This is a genomic window from Trinickia sp., from assembly GCF_051953405.1.
Classification (GTDB): domain Bacteria; phylum Pseudomonadota; class Gammaproteobacteria; order Burkholderiales; family Burkholderiaceae; genus Trinickia.
The window spans coordinates 1-5,271 of sequence record NZ_JBQCIV010000011.1 but is presented as its reverse complement, the minus strand read 5'-3'; the positions used below and the strand labels follow the sequence as shown (position 1 = coordinate 5,271).

Here is a 5,271-nt window from a genome sequence, read left to right as displayed (position 1 = left end):
TGCCGCTTTTATCCCTCCTGTTCTGATTACGCACGCGAGGCAATCCAGTATCATGGCGCCGCGCGCGGGAGTTACCTCGCGGTGAAGCGCTTATGTCGCTGCCATCCGTTTTCCGAGGGCGGGATCGATCTCGTTCCGCCCCCACCCCCGAAAAAGCGCTGAAACGCCGCTCCATCGACTCTGAGACCACGCATGGATATCAAACGCACCATCCTATGGGCGATCTTCTTCGTGTCAGCCGTCATGCTGTTCGACAACTGGCAACGCGATCACGGACGCTCGTCGATGTTCTTCCCGAACCCGACGCATACGCAGACGAGCACCGGCCCGGCATCGGCCACGCCCGGCTCCGAAGCCGCTGCAACGTCGAACTCGATCGCCCCCGTCGCTAATACCGCGGCCGGCCAGCCGCAGGCGGCCGCGCAGCTGATTCATTTCAGCACCGACGTCTATTCCGGCGAGATCGACACGCGCGGCGGCACGCTCGAGAAGCTCGTGCTGACGAAGAACGCCGATCCGAAGGGCGCCCCGCTCAACGTCACGCTGTTCGACCACACGGCCAGCCACACGTACCTCGCGCGGACGGGCCTGATCGGCGGCGATTATCCGAACCATAACGACGTCTTCACGCCGGTCCCGGGCCCGCTCGCGCTCGGCCCCGATCAGAAGACGCTGACGGTATCGCTCGAATCGCCCGTCAAGGGCGGCGTGAAGGTGGTCAAGACCTATACGTTCACGCGCGACAGCTACGTCATCGGCGTCGACACGAAGATCCAGAACGTCGGCACGATACCGGTGAAGCCGAGCCTGTACATGGAAATCGTGCGCGATAGCCAGCCGGTCGAAACGCCGCGCTTCTCGCATACATTCCTCGGCCCGGCGCTCTACACGAACGAGCACCACTTCCAAAAGGTCACGTTCAGCGACATCGACAAGAACAAGGTCGACGTGGCAACTTCGGCCGACAACGGCTGGATCGGCATGGTGCAGCATTACTTCGCGACGGCCTGGATTCCGCAGCAAGGCGCGCCGCGCAACATCTACATCGAGAAGATCGACCCGACGCTGTATCGCATCGGCGTGCAGCAGCCGCTGGCGTCGATCGCGCCGGGGCAGTCGACCGACGTATCCGCTCGCCTGTTTGCCGGCCCCGAAGAAGAGCGCGTGCTCGAGGGCATCGCCCCGGGGCTCGAACTCGTGAAGGACTATGGCTATGTCACGATCATCGCGAAGCCGTTGTTCTGGCTGCTCGAGAAGATCCACGGCGTGGTGGGCAACTGGGGGTGGGCGATCGTCTTGCTGACGGTGCTGATCAAAGCGGTGTTCTTCCCGCTGTCGGCGGCGAGCTATAAGTCGATGGCGCGCATGAAGGAGATCACGCCGCGTATGCAAGCGCTGCGCGAGCGGTTCAAGAGCGATCCGCAGAAGATGAACGCGGCGTTGATGGAGCTGTACAAAACCGAGAAGGTGAACCCGTTCGGCGGTTGCTTGCCGATCGTCATTCAGATTCCGGTGTTCATTTCGCTGTACTGGGTGCTGCTCTCGTCGGTCGAAATGCGCGGTGCGCCGTGGATTCTCTGGATCCACGATCTGTCGCAGGCCGATCCGTTCTACATCCTGCCCGTGCTGATGGCCGTGTCGATGTTCCTGCAAACGCGCTTGAACCCGACGCCGCCCGATCCCGTGCAAGCCAAGATGATGATGTTCATGCCGATCGCGTTCTCGGTCATGTTCTTCTTCTTCCCGGCCGGTCTCGTGCTGTACTACGTCGTGAACAACGTCCTGTCGATCACGCAGCAGTACTACATCACGCGCGTCATGGGCGCTGCCAAGAAGAAGGCCGCCTGATCGGTCGAAGCCGGCGCGCGGCGGCAAACGCTGCGCGCCCTGGCGGAGCCGTGCAATTCAGCGTGCCAACTTGGCGCGCCCAAGCAAATCGCCCGGCATGCCGGGCGATTTTTTTACATCGTCGTTGCGGGTGGTCTGCGTAGGTGTCGCTGCGCGACGCATTGGCGCAAGCTACGCGGCGCAATTGGCGAATCGCTAGCGAACGCTTGCCCGACTACGCGTGCGAGGCGTCAGCGCTCTCCGCCATCGCCATAGAACTGTTCGACTAGTTCCTGCACTAGGTAGCGATGGTGCGCCGAAAGCGATTCGATCTTCGATGCCAACTCGATCGTCTCCGGTGTGAGCGGATACTTGTCGTCGCGCGGAAGCGGCTTGGGCGTCGTGCGTGCCGCCGCAGTGGGCGCTGGGCCGTAGTGGAGCCAGTGCAGGTCGACGCGCAGCCAATTGGCGAGCGTCGCCAGTTTGTCGCGCGTCGGAATCGTGCGCCCGGTCAGCCATTTGTGGGCCGTTTGCGGGGAAATCGATTGAGCGCCGCGGTGGCGTAAGTTGAATTGCAAGGCAAGCTGCGTCCCACCCGCAACCTTTTCAGGGCTGCGCTGCAGGGCAAACTTGAGGCGCTCGGAGAACGCCGCTTTTTCTTCGACGGTTGGCATCGGCAAATTGTGCAATCCAGACCGTATCGAGAAGACAACCGGCCGGGTCAGCTTTAGCCTGATCGGGCACGAATACGCCATGCTCGCGGCGGACAACGCGCCAAGTCCCATCGGGACTCATTGGCTGAAACCCGCGTAGCGTCCGGCCTTTTGGCACTACCGAGCGCGGCGCATGCTTCTCTTCGTCCTAATATTACGCTATCTCAAATGAGATAAATCTTAACTATGGTATCGGGGCAGCAGCGCTCAGGCTGAGATCGAAGGAGAGCGGACATCGGCAAGCTACAATGCCGGGGCACAGGCCCGTGCGCCGGTTCCGGCGTCCGGCACATTCGTCGATATGGAGGGTGCGCGGAGGGCGTCATAGCGCCGGTTGAATTGCCAGTACATGCCGCGCTCGCACCCTACCGATTTCACGTTACCCGCCGGGCGAGCCAGCGCCCTGTCTTCCGCTCATCGTTATTGCTCCCGTTTCGACCATGCTTGCTCTCGATTCCGATCCGATCGTCGCCATCGCCACCGCTCCCGGACGCGGAGGCATCGGCGTGGTACGCGTTTCGTTCGGCCGAGCGGGCGAAGCCGCCGCGCTTGCATTGACGGCCGCGCTTTGCGGGCAGGCGCTCGCGCCGCGTCATGCGAGCTATGTCCCGTTCTTGGATGCGGGGGGCAACGTGCTCGATCGCGGCATCGCGCTGTACTTCCCGGCGCCGCATTCCTACACGGGCGAACATGTGCTGGAGCTGCAGGGCCACGGCGGCCCTGTCGTGCTGCAACTCGTTTTGCAGCGGTGCCTCGATGCCGGGCAATCGTTCCGTCTCAGGTTGGCCGAGCCCGGGGAGTTCACGCGGCGCGCTTTCCTGAACGACAAACTCGATCTCGCGCAGGCCGAGGCTGTGGCCGACCTCATCGAAGCCAGCACCGAAGCGGCGGCGCGCTCGGCCGGGCGTTCGCTCGACGGCGCGTTTTCGCGCGATATCCATGCGCTGGTGGACGAAGTGATCGCCTTGCGCATGCTGGTGGAAGCGACGCTCGACTTCCCCGAGGAAGAAATCGACTTCCTGGAAGCGGCGGACGCGCGCGGCAAGCTTGCGCACATTCGTACGCGGCTCGATCACATTCTCGGCGAGGCGCGCCAAGGCGCGCTGTTGCGCGAGGGGCTGTCGGTCGTGCTTGCGGGGCAACCGAACGTCGGCAAATCGTCGTTGCTCAACGCGTTGGCCGGGGCCGAGCTGGCGATCGTGACGCCGATCGCCGGAACCACGCGCGACAAGGTCACGCAGACGATTCAAATCGAGGGCATTCCGTTGCATGTCATCGATACGGCCGGGTTGCGCGAAACGCAGGACGAAGTCGAGCGGATCGGGATCGCGCGCACGTGGAGCGAAATCGAGCGGGCGGATGTCGTCTTGCATTTGCTCGATGCGCGCTCGGGAATGACTGCGGAGGATGTCGTCATCGCCGAGCGGTTTCCGTCCGGGGTGCCTGTCGTGCGGGTGTTGAACAAGACCGATCTCACCGAGAGCGGGTCGTCGGTGAATCGGCAGCGCGTGGAAGGCGGCGAACCCGAGGTTTGCGAGATTCGTTTGTCGGCGAAGAAGGGCGAGGGTATCGATTTGCTGCGCGCGGAGCTGCTGCGTATCGCGGGGTGGCAGGCCGGAACGGAAAGCGTGTATCTCGCGCGCGAACGGCATTTGATTGCGCTGCGCGCCGCCCAGGATCATGTGGCGCTTGCGACGGCGCACGCGCAAGAGCGCGCGCAATCGCTCGATTTGTTCGCCGAGGAGTTGAGGCTGGCGCAGGAGGCGTTGAACTCGATCACCGGCGAGTTCACCTCGGACGATTTGTTGGGGGTGATTTTTAGCCGGTTTTGTATTGGCAAGTGAGGGTTGACCTCGTGGATAAGCGCAAACGCAAGAGGCTCTCGGCAACAATCACCGGCGCACTGATCGCGGCGTGCATAGCGTCGGCGCCGGTCGCACGCGCCAAGGTCTGCTCAGAACGCGACGCAACGACGGCCGACGCGATGGTCGACCACCTCGACAGCTGGGCCCAGGTGAACGCCACGTTCACAAAGTACGGACAATGCGACGACGGAGAGATCGCCGAGGGCAACTCCGAGGGCATCGCACGCCTGTTGGTCGATCACTGGGATACGCTGCCGCAGCTCGGCACGTTGATTCGGCATAATTCTCGACTAAAAGGATTCATCCTCCGCCATATCGATACGACGCTCGATACGGACGATTTAACGAAAATCGCCACGCTTTCGGCGTCTTCGTGTCCGGCCGGCATGAATGCGCTGTGTCGCGAGTTGGGGGGTGCGGCGTTGAAGGCGAGCCAATAGGCGCGGGGCGCGGGCAGGGTGATTGCAACTTCCCGAATAGCCGCCCGCGCTGCTCAAAACGGCTACGCAGTCGTGAGTCTATGATGCGCCGCACCGATCCCCATGCATGCGCTCCCGATCTCGGCCTTCGAACTCAAGCTCTTTGACGACTGGCGCCGGTGGCCGAAGGTCGAGTCGCTGGCTCGGGCGGGTGCGTCATGGCCCTCGCCCTGGACGGACACGCCTTCCTGTGCAGTCAAGCCATTTTATCAATCAGGTGCCGCCCCGAAATTTGAATCGACAAGGGTAGTGCTGTACCATTTGCGTCGCACTTGAGAGGGTGCCTTCACTAAAGATTCTTTCAAAAAGATAAATGAGCCGTTTCGAACCTAGTCTGCTCGACAAATTATTCGGGGATGGCGCGCATCAGCCGGCGCCGGCAGTGGT

At 62.5% G+C, this 5,271-nt stretch carries 5 protein-coding genes; 4 read left to right on the top strand and 1 reads right to left on the bottom strand.

Annotated elements, in window-relative coordinates; genetic code table 11:
* Together yidD and yidC are read left to right on the top strand one after the other, a co-directional pair.
* Positions 1-162, top strand: a 162-nt coding sequence (yidD, locus tag ACTHN9_RS02290) for a membrane protein insertion efficiency factor YidD (protein ID WP_440535130.1), incomplete at its 5' end; no start/stop codon positions are given.
* A gap of 30 nt (positions 163-192) precedes the next feature.
* A complete protein-coding gene (gene yidC / locus ACTHN9_RS02285) occupies positions 193-1,848 on the top strand; it encodes a membrane protein insertase YidC (RefSeq protein WP_440535129.1) in 1,656 nt (551 codons plus the stop codon).
* Between the two features lie 230 nt (positions 1,849-2,078).
* Here yidC and ACTHN9_RS02280 read toward each other — a convergent pair whose 3' ends face one another.
* Complete coding sequence (locus tag ACTHN9_RS02280; RefSeq protein ID WP_440535128.1) at positions 2,079-2,501, bottom strand: transcriptional regulator; 423 nt, start codon at positions 2,499-2,501, stop codon at positions 2,079-2,081.
* Positions 2,502-2,980: 479 nt separating this feature from the next.
* On the opposite strand from ACTHN9_RS02280, the gene mnmE reads away from it, so the two are divergent.
* A complete protein-coding gene (mnmE, locus tag ACTHN9_RS02275) occupies positions 2,981-4,384 on the top strand; it encodes a tRNA uridine-5-carboxymethylaminomethyl(34) synthesis GTPase MnmE (RefSeq protein ID WP_440535127.1) in 1,404 nt (467 codons plus the stop codon).
* Between the two features lie 11 nt (positions 4,385-4,395).
* A complete protein-coding gene (locus tag ACTHN9_RS02270) occupies positions 4,396-4,845 on the top strand; it encodes a hypothetical protein (protein WP_440535126.1) in 450 nt (149 codons plus the stop codon).
* The last annotated feature ends 426 nt before the right edge of the window (positions 4,846-5,271 follow it).

Bases quoted from the DNA above. Each gene is read 5' to 3' on its own strand.
- yidC (WP_440535129.1), top strand. From the start codon at position 193: ATGGATATCAAACGCACCATCCTATGGGCGATCTTCTTCGTGTCAGCC.
- ACTHN9_RS02280 (WP_440535128.1), bottom strand. From the start codon at position 2,501: ATGCCAACCGTCGAAGAAAAAGCGGCGTTCTCCGAGCGCCTCAAGTTT.
- mnmE (WP_440535127.1), top strand. From the start codon at position 2,981: ATGCTTGCTCTCGATTCCGATCCGATCGTCGCCATCGCCACCGCTCCC.